Genomic DNA, 16654 nt, shown 5'->3' on the forward strand with positions numbered 1-16654 from the left:
GTGTTATGATCAGTTTTTTGTCAACCCATTCAAAAAGCTTTTGCTTCAAGAATAATTCTATGATATCGAGTAATGTATTTTCTGCTGTTGAAAAGGGGCTTCCTTTTTTCTAAACGAAGGTCCTTTTGTATGGTGTACTCGTTATTTCGGATTGGTCTTAACATTTCGGAAATGTTTGTGGTTAGAATGTCCAGAAAATCAGGTGTTACTGACTTTCTGGACAGCATCTTTTCAATGCTTCTTCTACGACTCGGTCTTTCATGATAAAACTGAATTCCTCACCATGTACTTTCGCAAGCAAATCGCCCTGGACGAAAACGGGGCCTTTTGTTTCATGATAATGATTCTTTTTTTCCAGTTTGAGTATGTTTGCCAAAACAATCGCTTTGACAAATGATGCGCCAGTTTTTTCTTCCACCAAATATTCTCCGACATATGCTTGGATGTTCGCAACAGCCCCGGTTTCTTCATAGATCTCCCTGATGGCTGCATCTTCAACGGATTCCCCCTTTTCCAATTTACCGCCGGGGAATTCCAAACCTCTTGCGGGATGGTTTGTTAACAGCCATTCATCTCGGTATCGGCAAATCGCCAAAACATGGCCTGAACTTTGTTGAAAGGCGTTTTTTTGAAAAGCGAGCGTTACACGCTTTCCTTTTTGATCAAAAAACTGTATGCTCATGTGAGATCATCCTTTAATTGGTTATCGAACCAATTATAAAGAAAAGGAGTCACATGTCAATCACTTTTAAACCCGTCCAAAATGCCAAGGCTTTTGACATGTTGCTTTGCTTCGGCATCTCCCAGTTCGTAAATCATCGTAAAAATTTTGTGCAGACTTTCATCATGGGCATCATTAGTCGGGTCGTGAGAATACTCAACAAATGGAACATGCGTGCGAAGGAAATCACCTATGCTGTTATCCTGCATCATATCAAATACTGCGCGCATCTCTGTTATTTCTTCATCGGTGGCTTCAATTTTAAATTCCCATGGGGACGCGTTCGGAACCCTCATAATTTCGCCGGCTCCAACGGAGATATAGTAAGTTTTCTTTTCCTCGTTCACTGTTATGACTCCTTCAACCAATTGTTTATGCATATTTTGCCTTGCACAATCTTATTTTATTCTTAATAATGGGATTAATAGTGACTCTGATTTATTACTTCAATTATGGGTATATATAAAAGGAGCAGCGTATTCTGAAAGGGGGTTGATCAAAATGAAACTGATTGATGAGTTATTTGAATTATACCGGGATAAATTAACCGGAGAGGAAGAAGATTTAGACATGATTACTTTTGCCGTTTTGGAAGGGTATGATCACGAAGATCTGTTGGAAATTGTAAAAGAAATGGACGAATATGAGTTGCAATATTTTATCAGGCTGTACTTGCTTGAAACACTAAAAGGTAAATTCGCCCAATTGGAAGGAAAGAAAGAAGATTCTTCATCTTATTATAGACCATTGCATTAATACATACATTTTCAAAGAAACAAATTGGCGCATGCTACGTTAGCTATGCGCCTTTATTCGTTTGAGAAGAAGTCCTTTTCAGCTGCTTGCAAATAGTAAGGTAAGGTGCTCAACTAGTGTGTCTTGCTATTTCTAACGATGCTTGAAATTTTCAGGTTAGAGTCAGGGATTGCTTGAGCGCCTACTTTCACCCAGACATCCCTTGGGAGCACCGAGAATCCCTATTCAATCCCTCAACCACGCGTCCATCGTCACACTTGCAGCATTTGGCATCCATCCCCTCTTGTTGATTGAAAAAAATGATATATGAAGAACTTGCCTTCCCCAAAAATGCCTTATTTATCCATATAGATTATTTCCCCAGCATGAGACGATGATTATGAAACATTTTCAGGGCAATCGGAAATAGTAAGCCGATGATAACAACATAACATCCCACAGCGATCAAAAATGCCGCAACGGTCAATTGGCCGGTAAATGCATCGCGGACAAATATAAACAGATTCATGAACGGGATGGAATATAAAGCAAGATTTAACGATTCGTTTGTAAAGAACATGAACAGCATTGGAAGCGTCATCAGACCCATAACCGGCGTAATATAATATCCGGCTTCCTTTACCGATTTGGCCAGCATACTTAAAATCATTTCAACCTCCGCCATGAAAATGGAGAACAGAACGATGATGACAACGCTCATGGAAACAAATAACAGTGGATGCTCCAGCGCGCCCAGCCCTTTTTTAAGTTCCGTTGTAAAATTCATGAGTAGGCTGAGCAGCCCAATGCACAGCAAGCCCGTAAAAATGCCCAGGAGTGATATAGTCAGCCATTTTGCCAATAAAATTTTTATCGGTTTTACAGGCGTTATGAGCAATGCTTCAATTGTTTTCTTTTCCTTTTCTCCCGCAAACAGCTCGGTGGCGGATGGATAAGAACCGTTTGCGATCGCTATCGGAATGAGTAAAGGAATCAAAATGGTCAACATAAATGAGGCGATCGCATCATCTTCATCTTTCGTTGTCTTCGTTTTTATTTGAAAGACTTCAAGCACAGACGGATCCAGTTGCTGTTCTTTCAAACGAAGTTGAACGGTCTCATTTTGCCAGTTGGAAAAAACGGTCTGTACAAGACTGAAGGCGTTTGATGACTCCTGGCTCCCGGGATCAAAGTAAATATGTACAGGGATTTTCTCTTGCTTTTTTAGCTTTTCGTTCCAAGCGAAATCGATCGAAATCCCGATCTGGGCCTCTTTCTCTTCAACCGCTTTTTGCACATCTGCATATTCCTTGATTGTCGCATCAGGCAAATACGTTTCTAACTGATCGATGAATTCTCGGTCCGCTGCTTTCTCAACACCGACTTGGAAGCTTTTATCACTGTGGGAGGTCAAGATTTTATCATAAAAGATCGTTAATGCCATCATCATCAATAAGGGCAGCAAAACAAGCAGAGTAATGCTCCTTTTATCGCGAAGTACATCTTTCATCTCTTTTAAAAATATCGTTTTAAACATATAAATCACCCCTAACTACTTTTGAAGTGAATAAATAATTCAGATCCCTGCTGTTTTCTGCTTCATATAACTCTTCCAATCCACCTTCATATACAATCTGTCCTTTGTGCATCATAATAACATCCTCGCAAAGATGGGCGATTTCATCCATAATATGAGTAGAAAAAACAATCGTTTTCCCCGCACTCTTAAACTGATAAATAAATTCACGAAAAATATTGGAAGAAGTAATATCCAGGCCCGTCGTTGGTTCATCAAATAAAATAATATCCGGATCATGAATTAGTGTGCGGGCAATCGCCACTTTTTGTTTCATGCCCTTTGAGAAGCCTTCCACTTTTCTATCCATATATTTGCGCATGCCAAAGCGTTTCGCCAGCGTCTCTATTCTGTTTTTAATATCATGTTGCGTCATGCCGTAAAGATTCCCAAAATACTCCAGATTTTCTTTGGCTGTCAAGCGGTTATACAAGCCGGTTTCCGATCCAAACAAAACACCGAGTCGGCGTCTCACTTTTTCTTTATGATGAAAGATATTTTCACCATCAATCGAGATGGTTCCTTCATCCGGTTCAATCAGCGTACAAAGCATGCGCAATAACGTTGTTTTTCCCGCGCCATTTTCCCCGATCAAACCTGTCACATGCCCTTTTCGTATTTGCAACGATACATAATCAACCGCTTTTATCACTTGCTTTTTATCTTTAAATTGTTTTGAGACATGCGCTACTTGAATCATTTTCACTCATCTCCTTTTTGCACTCAATCTTATTGTATATCGATAAGGAGACTCCGTCTGCCATCATGTCGCGAAGGGGGAGTTATATGTCGCAAAAAGAGCGAAGTATGGATTACTTGGCCTGTCCCTACATGATTTTCCTGAATATTGCTGAGAATTGCTTTATAATAATACATAGATTTTTCAAAGGAGCTTTTCAGATGCGGGTTGGAATCGTCGATGATAGATTCATTGATCTCGAAAAAATAAAGTTTATATTGGAGCCGATAGATGACGTTGAGATTGTCTTTGCCACAACCGATTCCGAAGAAGCCTACTTGGAAATTCAAAAAAACAAGATCGACCTCTTAATAGCCGATATCGAAATGCCGGGCATTTCGGGATATGAACTGGCAGACTTTATCCAAATGCATGGACTGCTGATCACGGTCATCTTTGTGACAGCCAAGAGCGGTTACGCCGTTCATGCTTTTGAACTGAATGTCCATGATTATATTTTGAAACCGTATAAAAAAGAGCGTCTGCTACAGGCATTGGATAAATATCGGGAAAAGCAGCACTCCGGAAATCTTACGGGCAGGCTTGTCCTAAAGCAAAAAGGACGCATTGAATTGATTCCCAAAAAAGACATCATCTTTGTTGAACGAACAGGACGCACCACAACAATCCATACCAGTAACGATACTTTTATCACATATATGACGATCACGGAGCTGGAGGGGAGTCTTAGGGAACACCATTTTATCCGTTCCCACCGTTCCTTTATCATTAATCTTCATTATGTAAAAAGCTTTTCGGTTTATACAAAAAAATCATACAGTGTATCATTTGAAGGTACAAAAAACATCGCCATGTTAACGAAAGAAAAAATGGATTACTTGCAAAAGTATTATTTTTGAGGTGAAAAGGTGGAATTATTCATACTTCTGATTCCATGGGTTTTGGCGGTCGGATGGATGTTCTGGACGAAACATCTGGTGATCGCTGCTCTATTGTGTATCGGGGCACTTTTCCATATTCCGCTTGCGAAAAAAGGCCCTGCTCCATTTTTATGGCTTGTCATGTCCGCTTTATTGCAATTATGCTGGATTGCCGCGGCATTTTTCACGGATACTCCCTTTTTAACGCTCGGAATGATTGTGCAGCTTATTGCGCTGTTGGTGATGATGCAAACGGTTCGGGAAGAAAAACAAAGAAGAATGGCCATGGCTGCAAACTTTGAACAACAAAAAGCCTTATTATATGAATTAAGAAGACAACGGCACGATCTTCAAAAGCATGCAGCGGCCCTATTGCATCATGACGGGGAATCCGGGGCAATATCAGCCTATAAGGCTGATGTACATTCCCGCTATATCGAATTGGATCAAATCATTCGCGGTGAATCCAATGTCATCGCGGGCATTTTATACTCATATCTTGAACAAGCAAAGGAACAGGAAGTTTTCTTGGACTATCACATCCAACACCCTTTATCGGGATTGCCGCTCTCTGAATTCGAATGTGTCTCATTTTTAGGAAATATGTTGGAAAATGCTATTGAAGCCGCAGCCGAATTTGGCAAAAATAAGGAGAAACCGGGTAAAGTGTGCCTAATATGCCGAAGACAGAGCGGTATCTGGATCATTCATTGCCAAAACGATACCCTGCCCCTTCCCGAACACATAATCGAACGAATGTTTACGAACAAAGCAACATCTACAAAAGCGGGACATCACGAAGGAATCGGAACGCGGGAAATCAATAGAATCGTCAATAAATACCGTGGAGTGCTCGATTTTTCCGTGATTCAAAATCAATTTACATTAAAAATAAAAATCCCGGATATTAGAGAAAACAAGCGAAACGCATCAAAATCTTCAATGGATTAGAGGGATTATCCAAAAAAGATCATTCCTTTAAAAAAAATTTTAATAAAGAGAAGGGTATCCAAAGACCGACAAATTACCTGATTGCCCCCTTTTCTTAGATGCGATTCCGCCCCTCTTTGCGGGTTTATTTAGTTGGAAGGGATCTTCAACCGGGGTAATGGCCAGTTTTATGCTTTCTTCTCTTGGGCGGGGACGATCAACCGGGGGATGAACAGGTTTGCGACTTCCTCTCTTGAGCGGGGACGAACAACCGGGGGGGGATGAACAGGTTTGCGACTTCCTCTCTTGAGCGGGGACGATCAACCGGGGGGATGAACAGATTTGTGACTTACTCTCTTTGACGGGGACGATCAACTGGGGGATGAACAGATTTGCGACTTCCTCTCTTGGATCCGTATGATGAACCGGCTTTTTTACTCCCTTGGATGGCGCGGAATGGTGACCGGCATTCGGGCTTCTTCCATCATTGGGTCACGGATAAATTGGGAAGATGTCCGTTCTTTCGATTACCTCCATTTACAGACAATCCAATCCTACAAATGCAAAATCAGTCAGAGAAAAATGTTTTTTCTTCCGACTGATTAGTTTTGAGGGCTTTTTTGACAGGCCCTTCTTCGTCATGTTCATTTATTCTTTTTCTGTTCTTACAACAAGGACATCACATTCAGCGTGGCGGGTAATGTGTTCGGAAACGCTGCCAAGAAACATTCTTTCCACCGCAGTCACCCCGGTGGCTCCACAAATAATGAGGTCGGAACCAGTTTTTTTTGCAGCCTTCTTCGTGATAACCACCTTTGGCGAGCCTTCCTCAACGAGCGTTTCGACCTTTTCAATCCCTTTGTCTTTTGCTTCCTGTACGTAGCCATCTAAAAGCTCCTTGGCACGATTTATAGCTTTTTCGGTAAAATGTATATCATACATTTGAATACCGCGATATTGGCTTGTATCTACCACATGAACAAGGTGCAACGTTGCATCATGTCTCTTTGCAACCTCAACCCCTTTTCGAAAAGCCCATTCCGCAGGCTCCGAACCGTCCACTGCTACAAGAATGTGGCGATAACACATCTCCATATGTACAACCCCTTTTTATTATATTATCTCTATTAAACTATTTTATTCGTTTAATAGCCAGAAAAATATAGAAACCCGCGATTGATGAGCTATTTTGATCCATACAAATCTTACTGCTCTATCATTCACGGTCATTTCGGCCGCTCTGCCGATTATTTTACAGAACCTTGAGAAATAGGGGTCATTCATGATACGAATGGTGGAGAAAAACGCTAAAGAACACAAGAGATACCATGAAAAATGAAACGGCTTCAGTCCCTGAAAATATAGAGATCTAAAGCCGTTTATTTCCGCTGTCTACTTGGCAGGGGGCCGCTTACTTTTCTCCTAGACAGGTAACCTGCCTGAACAAAATATTGACACTCTCGACCATAGCGGTCATTTTCAAAAACACCTAAGAAACCGCAATGATGATATCTTCACCTGGAGAAACGGACGAAAATCCCTCCTTCGTTTCAAAGCGGTTAACCATATTGAAACTTGCGCTATTTCGTTTACTGCCATTCCATCTCAGACAGATATTCACGACCATCATTGACGGGTTCCTATCTGTGTTCTTTTCCTCTTATGACCTTCTTTTGACAAGGAGGTATATAGTTTCATCTGCCCAATACTCCACCGTCTACAGGAATTAACGTTCCTGTCACATAGTCAGAAGCCGAAGAAGCTAAAAATAAGGCAGGACCAACAACATCTTCAGGTGTGCCCCATCTTTTAGCAGGGATTCTAGCGTCTACTTGCACTCTTCGTTCTACATCATTCACGAGATCATTATTCATTGTTGTTAACATATAGCCTGGTGCAATTGCATTCACTTGGATGCCGTAACACGCCCATTCATTCGATAACGATTTTGTCATTTGCAAAATAGCACCCTTGCTGGTCGAATAAGCTGCTGCATGAAAGCCGCCCAACACCGAGAGAATCGATCCCATATTCATAATTTTTCCCGATCCTTGCTTTTTCATTTCAATCGCAGCTAATCTGGATAATTCGAAAACCGAAGTTACATTAAGCCCCAAAATTCTGTTCCAACTCTCAAGCGAAAACTCAAAAGCCGGCTTTCTCTCTATTAAACCGGCACTGTTAATTAAAATATCAACAGTTCCGCCTAAATGTTCTAAAGCCTTTTTAAATGATTCTCTGAGGCTTTCTATATGTAACAAGTCTCCCTTTACAGCATGAATTGTTGAGCCATCGTTACCTATTTTCTCGGCAATATTGAGTATTTCATGCGAAATATCAATCACCGCAATTTCAACACCCTCGTTATGAAAAGCTTTTACCAATGAAAAGCCCAGTCCTTGAGCACCACCGGTAATAATTGCTTTTTTTCCTTTTACATCAAACATAGAATGCCCTTCTTTCTATCATTAAGAATGAATTCCTTTTCCAATCAATGCGTTCGCGGATTCCATCAATGCCTCAGAGAAGGATGGATGAGGCTGTACCATTTCAGCCAGCTCATCAACTGTTCCTTCCAAAAACATATAGGCAGAAGATTGGCTGATCATTTCGGTCACATGAGCACCGACCATGACAACTCCTAAGATTTCCCCATATTTTTCATCAATCATCACTTTGGAAAAACCATCTGTGTCTCCCGCCGCCAAAGCTTTGCCGTTTCCAGAAAAAGAATATTTATGCGCTTTATATTGAATCCCTTTTTCTTTTAGATCGGATTCACTCATTCCTACACTGGCTACTTGCGGATTTGTATAAATACAGCGTGGCATGACTGTATAATTCATTTTTACTTTATTGCCATCCAAATTTTCAACGGCGGTTACCCCTTCTGCACTGGCTACATGAGCCAATTGCATTCTTCCAATCACATCTCCAATGGCAAAATAATCCTTTTTGCTTGTTTCCAAATACTCGTTTACAGCGATGTGCCCGCCATTCATTTGAAGATTCAATTCTGCAACCGCGGACAAATTGGGGTTGCGGCCGACAGCCAACAGTATTTCATCGGCTGTTAGAGTCTCTGTTTTACCTGTTTGTGTAGTAATATTTACTGCCTTTTGCTGATCGCTTTCATAAACCGATTCTACCTGACTTTTTGTTAATACCTTTATATCCTTTTTCTTTAGACACTTCAGCAAGGCTTTTGAAGCGTCATCATCTTCAGTTGGTATAATTGTATCGCCAAGTTCAATAATCGTGACTTTCGTTTTCAAACTGGCAAAAATATTGGCAAACTCCACGCCAATGACTCCTCCACCCACGATAATAATAGACTGGGGGATATATGAAATATTGAAAATGGTATCTGTTGTTTGATAAGCAACCACATCCAGTCCATCAATGGGCGGGACGGCAGGTTGGCTTCCTGTCGCAATAATAATGTTGTGACCGCTTATTTTCTTTGATTCATTTTCCATTTGAACGGTCACTTGTTTGTCATTATGGATGGTGCCATAACCATGATAGACATCTATTTTTTGGGCACGTAATAAATGTTGAATGCCACTTCTGAGAGTGGCGATTACCTGGTCTTTGCGCGCAAACATTTCTTCTAAGGAAAAACGCAGATTTTCTGTCTTAATTCCCCAATTGTTCGCCTTCTCAATATTCTCGATCAATTCGGCATGTTTTAACAGCGTCTTGGAAGGGATACATCCTCTGTTTAGACATGTGCCTCCCAGGTGATCCGCTTCGACAAGTGCTGTTCTTTTTCCATTTTTCGCTGCCCTGAGTGCCGCGACATATCCACCCGGCCCTCCGCCAACGATTATAACATCATACGACGTCATACTGTTACCACCTTATACGATTAATTTAAAGGGATTTTCCAATGTGTTTTTTAAATCAGTAAGAAACGCTGCTGCAGGAGCACCATCAATAATGCGATGATCAAAAGACAGACTTACGTTCATCATGGAACGAATAGCAACTTGGCCATCTACAACAACGGGTTTTTCTTGAATGCGGCCTACCCCCAAGATGGCTGAGTTTGGGGCATTAATAATCGGTGTGAATCCATCAACAGCATACATTCCCAAATTACTGACTGTAAACGTGCTTCCTCGCATATCATCAGGAGACAACCAGCCTTCACGGGCAAGCTTTCCGATATGTTTTGCCTCCTTCGTAAGAACCACCAATCCTTTTTGCTCCACATCCCGCAGAACAGGAACAACCAAACCATTCGGCACCGCCACCGCCATTCCGATATGAATGCCAGAATGGTGGACGATTTCATTTCCTTCCAGGGAAATATTAATATCTTGATGCTGTTTTAACGTATAAGCCACCGCTTTTATGACCATCTCATTATAAGAAATTCTTAGCCCTTCCATACTTTCAATAACAGGTAACAACTCCTGGCGAAGGGATACACATTTTGTCATATCTATTTCCGATAAAAGAGTGACATGAGGAGCTGTATAAGCACTTTCCGAAATTCTCTCAGCTATCACTTTGCGCATTCCTTTAAACGGAACTCGCTTAACGGCCTGACCGCCCACTGGTTGTGCTTCTTGTATAGTAGCGGAATCCAAGGAAACAAGATCATCTTTCACAATTTTCCCGCGATGCCCAGTTCCTTGTAAACCGTTGTAGTCAAGCCCTTGTTCATAGGCCATTTTGTTAGCCAAAGGGGTAATTCTTTTTCTTTTTTCTGCCAAATAGTTTTCAACATCTATTTTTTGAATTCGGCCAAGCGGGCCCGAACCGGTAATATCTCTTACATTTACTTGATGATCATCTGCCAATTTTCTCGCAGCGGGCGTTCTCCTGACTTTTTCTCCAGTTTCGGCCGGCTTATCTTCAACAGTATCTTTTTCAACCGTTTTTTGCCCATCGTCCCCAGCGTACTTACTTCGGGTACTTTTTGGTTTTTCCGCAACATCTTCTATACTTTCACCAGCCTCACCAACGTAAGCAATCACCTCATGGACTTGTACGGTAGCCCCTGCATCAAATAAGGTTTTCAGTAAAACACCCGTTGTCTCCGCTTCAATTTCTAAAGTGATTTTATCTGTCTGAACTTCAGCAATGGGGTCCCCTTCTTCTACCATTTCTCCTTCTTGAACCAACCAGGCGACAATGGTTCCTTCTTCCATTGTTGCGCCCATTTTCGGCATAACCACTTCTGATGCCATGACGAGACCTCCTTTACTTATTCATTAACTTTCTGCATTCTCGAACAATATCATCTACTTGGGGAACCGCCGCTTTTTCCAATTTCAGATTATAGGGAATTGGCGTGGCAACACCTCCTAACCGTCTAATAGGGGCATCCAAGTAGTCAAAGACATCACTTTCCGCAATCATACTTGCAATCTCCGCGCCATATCCGCCTCTTTTTACAGCTTCATATACTACCAAGGCGCGACTTGTTTTCTTCACTGACTCTAAAATCGTCTTTGTATCTAACGGCACTAATGTACGGGGATCAATAATTTCCACGCTAATCCCTTCTTGTTCAAGCTGTTTGGCCGCCTCAAGCGACCTGTTGACCATAATACCGGTTACAATAATCGTTATATCAGTTCCCTCATTCTTAATATCTGCTTCACCCAATGGAATCTCATACTCTTCTTCCGGGACTTTTCCTTTTGAATTGTAAAGAAGTTTATGTTCGTAAAATAAAACAGGGTTGTCATCTTTAAGTGCTGCTTTCATTAATCCTTTTGCATCATATGCTGTTGAAGGCTGAACCACTTTCAAGCCTGGAACATGCGCCATCCAAGCTTCCAAGCTTTGGGAATGCTGTGCGGCAAATCCCGCACCGGAGCCTCCCGGGAGCCTCACAACGATAGGTACTTTCGTTTTACCGCCAAACATATAGCGCATTTTTGCTGCTTGGTTCACAATATTGTCCATCGCAATCATGATAAAATCAGAAAACTGAATTTCTAAGATGGGCCTCATGCCTGTCATTGCGGCTCCTACTGCACAACCACTAATAGCCGCCTCGGAGATGGGGGTGTTCCTTACCCGTTCCTTTCCAAATTCTTCAACCATTCCATTTGTTACACCAAAGGCGCCTCCATAGATACCAATATCTTCTCCCATTATAAAAACGTCCGGATTTTTTCTCATTTCTTGGCTCATGGCTTCTCTAATCGCTTCCGAATATGTGATTTCTCGCATTTCTTCCGTCACCTTTCTTTTTATGCATAAATATCTGTTGTCAGGGTTTCCAAGCTGGGGTCTTGGCTGTTTTCGGCAAACTCAATTGCTTCATCCATTTGCGTCTGTACTTTTTTATCCAATTCGTTAAATTCTTCTTCTGTCAAAACGTTTTCAGCAATTAAACGCTCTTTAAATAGGGAGATGGGGTCTCTCTGTTTTTTCCACTCTTTCTCTTCATCTCTTGTTCTATATTTTCTGGCATCACTGCGAGAGTGGCCTTCCCATCTATATGTTTTGGCCTCTATTAAAGTCGGTCCCTTCCCGCTTCTTGCTCTTTCTACTGCCTTTGTTGTAGATTCCACGACTTCTATTATGTTATTTCCATCAACGATAACACCCGGAATTCCATATGCTGCTCCGCGATCTGCAATGTTTTCAATGTTTGTCATTTCTTTTACCGATCCGGACATCCCATAAAGATTGTTTTCACAAAAGAAAATAACAGGCAGATCCCACACCGAAGCCAAATTAAGGGCTTCATGAAAAGCTCCCTCGTTGGTTGCGCCATCTCCAAAAAAACATAAAACAACATATCCCAAGTCCTTCATTTTCGATGTTAGAGCTGCGCCTGTTCCTAACGGCAACCCTGCGGCCACAATCCCATTTGCCCCAAGGTTTCCAACATCCAAGTCAGCAATGTGCATCGACCCTCCTTTGCCTTTACAATATCCGCTTTCTTTTCCAAGCAGTTCAGCCATCATTTTTTTGACATCTGTCCCCTTGGCGATACTGTGCCCATGGCCGCGGTGAGTGCTTGTAATTTTATCCTCCTTCGTTAAGGGCACACACGCTCCTACCGCTGTCGCTTCTTGTCCGATGCATAAGTGCATGGTTCCATGGATTTTTCCTTGCTGATATAGCTTTTTTAAGGTCTCTTCAAATTTCCTAATGAGCATCATATCGTGTAACATGGACTTCAACTTTTCCGATGAAAAGGAAGATATGCTTGTTGATTTAGACATAAAATAACCTCCTGATTGTACATATTCCTGTCCTTCTTAATTTATTGCAATTTTTATGCCAACTTTTAATCTGTCATTTTAGCGATTGTATGTATTTTTTCATCAAAAAATGATGTATGATTAACTACAGTGATGCAAAATATCATCATTTTTGCCACAAAGCAATAAAAGGTGGGGTTTTATGCACAATTTACTGTCTAAAATAAACATAATTGGTGTTTTAGTATTAAATAAACAAGGTGATATTCTATTTTCAAATTCAATCGCTCAAAAATTCAGCTATTATTTTGACACTATGATTGAGACTACCTTGCGAGGAGCCCAGTCTTTTTGCTTACTCAACTATCCGGCAGAAGTATCCGCCCTGTTTCATAACAATCAATTTATCGTCTTTATAAACCCGATTGATCAATTATTGAGATTGACAAAAGAAAAAGATTCATTACAAAGCTTAAGAAACGAATTAAATGAGGTAATCAACTCCTCTTTTGACGGAATTGTGATTTCCGATCATGAGGGCGTGATCATACATCAGAATCCTTCATATGAAAAAATTACAGGGTTATCCACAAAAGATTGTATTGGCCGCAGCCTAAAAGAGCTCGAAGAAGAAGGCGTTATTGATGCTTCCGCTTCTTTAAAAGCTTTAAGAGAGGACAAAGCAGTTACGATTATTCAAAAAATCAATACCGGCGCCACCATCCTTGTGTCAGCGGTCCCGATCCGTAACAAAGATGGCGAAATCGAAAAGGTCGTAAATAATGTCAGGGATCTAACCCAATTGAATTTACTCGAAGCAGAAATCAAACAATTGGAACAGAAAAATAAGCAAATTCATCAAGAATTAGAATTACTAAAAGAACAAAGCGATCCAAAACTTTCCCTTATCGCACATTCTGATATGATGAAAGATGTGCTCGACCGCGCACTGAGAGTAGCACAAATAGATTCCGGCGTTTTAATCCAAGGAGCTTCGGGGGTGGGAAAAGAAAAAATTGTGGAATTGATTCATCGCCATAGTTTTAGAAAAGATCATCCTTTAATCAAAATTAATTGTGGCGCCATCCCCGAATCTCTGTTGGAATCTGAATTATTCGGCTATGAATCAGGCTCTTTTACCGGCGCCCATAAAAAAGGAAAAGCCGGATTATTCGAAGCGGCCAACCATGGCACCATCTTTCTGGATGAAATTGGGGAGATGCCACTGCAATTGCAAGTAAGATTGTTGCGCGTTCTCCAAGAACATGAAATAACACGCATAGGCGGAACCACGCCCATTCCGGTAGATATACGTGTCATTGCCGCAACACATCGCGACTTATCGAAAATGGTTGCCGGCGGGACATTTAGAGAAGACTTGTATTATCGTTTAAATATCATTCCGATCGAGATACCCCCTTTGAAAGAAAGAAAAGAGGATATCATTCCGCTTATTTATCATTTTTTAAACGGAATTAATCAAAGATATGGGATTAACCGTAAGTTTTCCAATGAGGCTTTAAATGCGTTTATCAATTATGATTGGCCGGGAAATGTCCGTGAATTACAAAATATAGTGGAGAGAGTCGCTTTGATGAGCTTAAACCCTGAAATTGGGATTGATGACCTGCAAAATGAACTCAGATTTCAGGACGATTTGAAATTCAGCATGAAGGGACCGGCAATAGGCGCATCGGCCTACCAACCTAACGCAGCACCTTTAAAAGATCGCTTAGAAGCATTTGAAGCGCAAATTATTAAAGACACCATTCAAAATTTCCCAAGCATCCGAAAAGCTGCTTTGGCCATGAAAGTCGACCAATCAACGCTTGTAAGAAAAATGAAAAAATACAACATTGAAAAATAAAGGGAAACTTCAAGCAGCGGGGACCTTTCGTCCGCTGCTTGTTAGTTGAACCAATCGGGCGTTTACGGGCAGTTGATTTACTGCTTACCGTGCTCGTTTTCCTAAGGGCTTACTGCCAGTTAACGACGGATAAAACAAAGCATCGCCGAAAAAAGCGATGCTTCTTTTCTTCATCCACCGATTAATTTTGGAAGGAATAACGTAATGGAAGGAATATACGTTATGATGAATAACACAACAAGTAATGCGCCGAAAATAGGCACGACATATCTTAAGGCCTTTTCAAATGATATATTGGCGATGTTGCTGCCAATAAATAAATTGATTCCAAGCGGTGGTGTTATTAACCCCAAACTCAAATTCAAGCACACAATCATCCCAAAGTGGATAGGATCGATCCCCAAAGCAAGGACAATAGGAAGTAATAACGGAACAAATATGAGTACTGCTGCTATTGTCTCCATAAACATGCCAACTATTAAAAGAAAAATATTAATTAATAGTAGGATAATTAACGGGTTCGTTGTCCAGCCTGAAATGGTGTCGGCCAGGAATTGAGGTATTCTCTCAATGGATAATACTTGTCCAAAAAACGAAGCCGCGCTGACAAAAATCAAGATAGATCCCGATGTACGGGCTGATTGAAGGAAAATCTCCAAAAAGTTCTTCAAGTTAATCTCGCGATAAAAGAATGTACAAATAATAAGACTATATACTACAGCGACAACTGCTGCTTCGGTAGGTGTAACGATTCCGCCGTATATCCCTCCAAGTATGAGAACGGGAGCTAAAAGCGCCCACTTTGCTTCATTAAGCGCTTTCCAAAAGCTTACTTTTTGCTTTTCCTCAAAGGTAGCCGCGGTTTCTGCAAATACCCTATGATTTACCGTGCCATATCCTTCTCTTTTACAAATAAGGTAATTCACGATAAGTAAGGAAACAGCCACTAATATACCAGGCATTATCCCCGCAATAAACAAATCGCTGATTGATGTGCCGGACATGACCCCGTATAAAATAAATACAATACTTGGAGGAACAATAGGACCTAATCCGCCCGCGCTGGCAGCTATAGATGCAGCATATCCCGGGGCATATCCGCTCTTTAACATGTAAGGAATAAGGATAGCACCAATACTTGCTACTGTTGCGGCTCCTGATCCTGAAATAGCAGCAAAAATAAAGCTGGCAATAATAGTAATGATACCGAGACTTCCTGTTAACGAACCAACCATACTTTGAATAAATTCCACCAATCTTTTCGCCATGCCGCCTCTGCTCATAATATCACCAGCCAAAATGAAAAACGGAATCGCGATTAAGGGGAAAGAATCCATTGAACTAAAAGATGTTTGAATAAATAAGGTTAATGGAACAGATCCCTCAATTAATACTACTAAAAGACTTGATGCGGCTAATGCAATAGCGATCGGCACCTGTAGACAAACTAACAAAATTAATATCCCAAACAGCAGCAATATAACTGTACCCATGAATGCTCCCCCCCTTACACTTGAACATCTTGTTGTGTCGGATTCATATTTTTCCTGAATAATTGAACTGTAAGTCTAATAGACATTAGTAAATATCCTAATGGAATCCCCAGATAGACGATTCCTTTCGCCAATCCCATGGCCGGCGAATCTCCGCCAACTTCCAGCATCGTGAATGAATACTCAAAACCCACATAAGTAATCACAATAGAAAATAACAACCAGATAAACAAGCCTATTTTTTTTACAATCGGTTGCGCTTTCTTTGGAAATAAAGCCAAAGTAGCATCAACCTTTATATGAGACTGTGTAGCAGTTACATATGCCGCCCCGGTAAAAGTAAGCCAAATAAATAGATATCTAGTTAGTTCCTCAATCCACATGAAAGAAGTCCCAAAAATATACCTTGCCACTACTTCAACAAACATAATGACAGTCATTATCACCAATAAAAAAACGCAAAAGAAACCTTCCATTCTAAAAAGATCCTTCTTATCACCCATATTGTTTTTACTCACCCCAACTCTATTTATT

The 16654-nt window shown here is 41.0% G+C and carries 16 protein-coding genes; 4 read left to right on the forward strand and 12 right to left on the reverse strand.

What is annotated here, in order from left to right; genetic code table 11:
• Positions 1-205: 205 nt before the first annotated feature.
• Together ytkD and JOC94_RS13575 are read right to left on the reverse strand one after the other, a co-directional pair.
• Entirely contained in the window at positions 206-682 is a 477-nt protein-coding gene (ytkD, locus tag JOC94_RS13570; protein ID WP_077110918.1) for an RNA deprotection pyrophosphohydrolase, read from the reverse strand.
• Between the two features lie 56 nt (positions 683-738).
• A complete protein-coding gene (locus JOC94_RS13575; RefSeq protein WP_077110920.1) occupies positions 739-1101 on the reverse strand; it encodes a hydrolase in 363 nt (120 codons plus the stop codon).
• Positions 1102-1222: 121 nt separating this feature from the next.
• Here JOC94_RS13575 and JOC94_RS13580 point away from each other — a divergent pair, with 121 nt between their 5' ends.
• Positions 1223-1477: a DUF6154 family protein gene (locus JOC94_RS13580; protein WP_077110922.1), complete on the forward strand. Its 255-nt coding sequence runs from the start codon at positions 1223-1225 to the stop codon at positions 1475-1477.
• Between the two features lie 352 nt (positions 1478-1829).
• On the opposite strand, the gene JOC94_RS13585 is transcribed toward JOC94_RS13580, so the two are convergent.
• Together JOC94_RS13585 and JOC94_RS13590 are read right to left on the reverse strand one after the other, a co-directional pair.
• Positions 1830-2993 carry an ABC transporter permease gene (locus JOC94_RS13585; protein ID WP_077110924.1) on the reverse strand — a complete coding sequence of 388 codons (1164 nt, stop codon included), beginning with the start codon at positions 2991-2993 and terminating at the stop codon, positions 1830-1832.
• Entirely contained in the window at positions 2986-3732 is a 747-nt protein-coding gene (locus tag JOC94_RS13590; RefSeq protein ID WP_077110925.1) for an ATP-binding cassette domain-containing protein, read from the reverse strand. Before JOC94_RS13590 ends, JOC94_RS13585 begins: the two co-directional genes overlap by 8 nt.
• A gap of 200 nt (positions 3733-3932) precedes the next feature.
• Here JOC94_RS13590 and JOC94_RS13595 point away from each other — a divergent pair, with 200 nt between their 5' ends.
• Together JOC94_RS13595 and JOC94_RS23220 are read left to right on the forward strand one after the other, a co-directional pair.
• Complete coding sequence (locus JOC94_RS13595; protein WP_077110976.1) at positions 3933-4631, forward strand: LytR/AlgR family response regulator transcription factor; 699 nt, start codon at positions 3933-3935, stop codon at positions 4629-4631.
• 9 nt (positions 4632-4640) lie between these two features.
• Positions 4641-5603, forward strand: a complete 963-nt coding sequence (locus JOC94_RS23220) for a sensor histidine kinase (protein WP_077110927.1) — start codon at positions 4641-4643, stop codon at positions 5601-5603.
• Between the two features lie 627 nt (positions 5604-6230).
• Here the strand turns inward: JOC94_RS23220 and JOC94_RS13605 are convergent.
• The 6 genes from JOC94_RS13605 to JOC94_RS13630 all read right to left on the reverse strand — a co-directional run bounded on the left by JOC94_RS13605 (position 6231) and on the right by JOC94_RS13630 (position 12781).
• Positions 6231-6677, reverse strand: coding sequence for a universal stress protein (locus JOC94_RS13605; protein WP_077110931.1), 447 nt, complete (start codon positions 6675-6677; stop codon positions 6231-6233).
• Between the two features lie 599 nt (positions 6678-7276).
• A complete protein-coding gene (locus tag JOC94_RS13610; RefSeq protein ID WP_077110932.1) occupies positions 7277-8029 on the reverse strand; it encodes an SDR family NAD(P)-dependent oxidoreductase in 753 nt (250 codons plus the stop codon).
• Between the two features lie 21 nt (positions 8030-8050).
• Positions 8051-9433 (reverse strand): dihydrolipoyl dehydrogenase, encoded by a 1383-nt coding sequence (gene lpdA / locus JOC94_RS13615; protein ID WP_077110933.1) that lies wholly within the window; start codon positions 9431-9433, stop codon positions 8051-8053.
• A 12-nt stretch (positions 9434-9445) separates the two neighbouring features.
• Positions 9446-10783: a dihydrolipoamide acetyltransferase family protein gene (locus JOC94_RS13620; protein ID WP_205179614.1), complete on the reverse strand. Its 1338-nt coding sequence runs from the start codon at positions 10781-10783 to the stop codon at positions 9446-9448.
• Positions 10784-10796: 13 nt separating this feature from the next.
• The gene (locus JOC94_RS13625; RefSeq protein ID WP_205179615.1) at positions 10797-11777 is read right to left on the reverse strand and encodes an alpha-ketoacid dehydrogenase subunit beta; all 981 of its coding nucleotides are present in this window, start codon (positions 11775-11777) and stop codon (positions 10797-10799) included.
• Positions 11778-11797: 20 nt separating this feature from the next.
• The gene (locus tag JOC94_RS13630) at positions 11798-12781 is read right to left on the reverse strand and encodes a thiamine pyrophosphate-dependent dehydrogenase E1 component subunit alpha (protein WP_077110939.1); all 984 of its coding nucleotides are present in this window, start codon (positions 12779-12781) and stop codon (positions 11798-11800) included.
• Between the two features lie 181 nt (positions 12782-12962).
• Between JOC94_RS13630 and JOC94_RS13635 the strand changes: the two genes are divergently transcribed.
• Complete coding sequence (locus JOC94_RS13635) at positions 12963-14627, forward strand: sigma-54 interaction domain-containing protein (RefSeq protein WP_205179620.1); 1665 nt, start codon at positions 12963-12965, stop codon at positions 14625-14627.
• Positions 14628-14797: 170 nt separating this feature from the next.
• Here JOC94_RS13635 and JOC94_RS13640 read toward each other — a convergent pair whose 3' ends face one another.
• Both JOC94_RS13640 and JOC94_RS13645 read right to left on the reverse strand, forming a co-directional pair.
• On the reverse strand, positions 14798-16120 hold the full coding sequence (locus JOC94_RS13640; protein ID WP_205179621.1) for a TRAP transporter large permease: 1323 nt from the start codon (positions 16118-16120) through the stop codon (positions 14798-14800).
• 14 nt (positions 16121-16134) lie between these two features.
• Positions 16135-16623 (reverse strand): TRAP transporter small permease, encoded by a 489-nt coding sequence (locus tag JOC94_RS13645; RefSeq protein ID WP_205179624.1) that lies wholly within the window; start codon positions 16621-16623, stop codon positions 16135-16137.
• Positions 16624-16654: the final 31 nt, after the last annotated feature.

Source organism: Siminovitchia thermophila (genome assembly GCF_016909185.1).
Lineage (GTDB): Bacteria > Bacillota > Bacilli > Bacillales > Bacillaceae_C > Siminovitchia > Siminovitchia thermophila.

Bases quoted from the DNA above. Each gene is read 5' to 3' on its own strand.
- ytkD (WP_077110918.1), bottom strand. From the start codon at position 682: ATGAGCATACAGTTTTTTGATCAAAAAGGAAAGCGTGTAACGCTCGCT.
- JOC94_RS13575 (WP_077110920.1), bottom strand. From the start codon at position 1,101: ATGCATAAACAATTGGTTGAAGGAGTCATAACAGTGAACGAGGAAAAG.
- JOC94_RS13580 (WP_077110922.1), top strand. From the start codon at position 1,223: ATGAAACTGATTGATGAGTTATTTGAATTATACCGGGATAAATTAACC.
- JOC94_RS13585 (WP_077110924.1), bottom strand. From the start codon at position 2,993: ATGTTTAAAACGATATTTTTAAAAGAGATGAAAGATGTACTTCGCGAT.
- JOC94_RS13590 (WP_077110925.1), bottom strand. From the start codon at position 3,732: ATGATTCAAGTAGCGCATGTCTCAAAACAATTTAAAGATAAAAAGCAA.
- JOC94_RS13595 (WP_077110976.1), top strand. From the start codon at position 3,933: ATGCGGGTTGGAATCGTCGATGATAGATTCATTGATCTCGAAAAAATA.
- JOC94_RS13605 (WP_077110931.1), bottom strand. From the start codon at position 6,677: ATGGAGATGTGTTATCGCCACATTCTTGTAGCAGTGGACGGTTCGGAG.
- JOC94_RS13610 (WP_077110932.1), bottom strand. From the start codon at position 8,029: ATGTTTGATGTAAAAGGAAAAAAAGCAATTATTACCGGTGGTGCTCAA.
- lpdA (WP_077110933.1), bottom strand. From the start codon at position 9,433: ATGACGTCGTATGATGTTATAATCGTTGGCGGAGGGCCGGGTGGATAT.
- JOC94_RS13620 (WP_205179614.1), bottom strand. From the start codon at position 10,783: ATGGCATCAGAAGTGGTTATGCCGAAAATGGGCGCAACAATGGAAGAA.
- JOC94_RS13625 (WP_205179615.1), bottom strand. From the start codon at position 11,777: ATGCGAGAAATCACATATTCGGAAGCGATTAGAGAAGCCATGAGCCAA.
- JOC94_RS13630 (WP_077110939.1), bottom strand. From the start codon at position 12,781: ATGTCTAAATCAACAAGCATATCTTCCTTTTCATCGGAAAAGTTGAAG.
- JOC94_RS13635 (WP_205179620.1), top strand. From the start codon at position 12,963: ATGCACAATTTACTGTCTAAAATAAACATAATTGGTGTTTTAGTATTA.
- JOC94_RS13640 (WP_205179621.1), bottom strand. From the start codon at position 16,120: ATGGGTACAGTTATATTGCTGCTGTTTGGGATATTAATTTTGTTAGTT.
- JOC94_RS13645 (WP_205179624.1), bottom strand. From the start codon at position 16,623: ATGGGTGATAAGAAGGATCTTTTTAGAATGGAAGGTTTCTTTTGCGTT.